The 1446-nt window shown below is 70.6% G+C and carries 1 protein-coding gene and 1 pseudogene; both read left to right on the forward strand.

Features of this window, described 5'->3' with window-relative positions; genetic code table 11:
• On the forward strand, positions 1-1309 hold a 1309-nt coding region (locus tag A8G18_RS22200), incomplete at its 5' end, for a TIGR02677 family protein (RefSeq protein ID WP_064065577.1).
• A pseudogene (locus A8G18_RS23550) lies at positions 1306-1446 on the forward strand (TIGR02678 family protein); the annotation flags it as partial. The gene A8G18_RS22200 and the pseudogene A8G18_RS23550, both read left to right, overlap by 4 nt.

A 1446-nucleotide genomic window follows, 5' to 3' on the forward strand; every position in this document is an offset into this window, starting at 1 on the left:
CGACGTCCCCGATTCCTCCGAGATCCCGGCGCTGCTCGAGCAGTTGCACGCATGGGGTGTACTCGAACGCAGCTACGACGGCACCCGTGCGGCGACACTTGCCGAATATCGCAACCGGCACTACGTCTACCAGTTCGGGCAGGCCGGTTACCGGGTGTTCCGTGCCGTCGAGGATGTCCTGTCGTCCCGCGGTGAGGATGTGTCGCTGTCGCGCCTCGCTCTCCCCGACCTGCTCGCCGACCTGAACGATCTCGCCGACGCGAACGCGGCCGGCGACGGCGAACTGGTCTACCGGAAGCTGAGTCGGCTCGACGCGACCTTGTCGGACATGGCCGAGCGCGCCGCCCGCTTCTATCTCGTCCTCGGCGACCTGGTGCGCACCACCGAGGTCACCCCGGAGACCTTCCTCGCGCACAAGGATGCGTTACTCACCCACATGCGCGAGTTCAGCACCGACCTGGCCCGCTATGCTCCGAAGCTCTCCGCGGCCCTGGACCGGGTGCAGGCCACCGGCGTGCAGAAGCTCACCGCGGAGGCGGCCCGGCACGACGAGCGGGTGTTGCTGTCGTTCGAGGAACGCGAAGCGGACTGGGCGCAACGCTGGTGGGGCATCGAGCACTGGTTCGTCGGTGTAGGTGCCGAGCCGAGCGAGTCCGAACGTCTGCGCGGCGCGACGATCAACGCGATCTCGGCGGTGCTGGGACTGTTGCGCCGGCTCACCGAGCAGCGGCGCGGAGGCGTCAGCCGCGAGTCGCAGCTGCGGCATCTCGCCGGCTGGTTCGCCGCGGCACCATCCGAGGACGCCGCGCACGCGCTGTTCGGGGCGGTCTTCGACCTGGGCTGCCCCCGGCATTTCTCCGTCGCACATCCCGATGCCGACGTCGTTCCGGTCACCCGGTCGTGGTGGGAGGCGCCACCGGTCGAGATCTCCCGCACTCTGGCCGAGACCGGTCGCCGGCCCGCGGCGGGGGCGCCGGGGCGGATCCAGCGCAACGATGCCGGGGTGCGCCGGTTGCGCGAGACCCAGCTCGAGAAGCAGCGTCGCCGGGCCGAGGCGGCTCGTTCCCTCGCCGCCGGTGGGGTGCGCGAACGGAAGCTGAGCGAACCGGAAGCGGAGGTGCTGTTGAGCCTGCTCGACGCGGCGTTGTCGGCGCGAGTCCCCGTGAGGGGCCGGGTGCGCAGCGACGATGTCGCCTCCGGCACCCAGAACGGGGTCGAGCTCACACTCCGCCCGAGCGGCGAGTCCACCGTGGTGCACACCGCGCGGGGGCGCCTGTATCTGGACGGTCTGTCGGTGGAGGTGCGGTGAGGGCGCGTTCGATCCCGTCGGTCGAGTTGGATTCGTATCAGCGTGCTGCCCGGCTGGTGCTCACCCACCATCTCGTCACCGCGACCTTCCCCGACCGTGCGGCGCTGGCGACGGTGCGCCGCTGGGCCACCGAGTTG

The sequence above is a fragment of the Rhodococcus gordoniae genome (assembly GCF_001646655.1).
GTDB classification, from domain to species: Bacteria; Actinomycetota; Actinomycetes; order Mycobacteriales; family Mycobacteriaceae; genus Rhodococcus; species Rhodococcus gordoniae.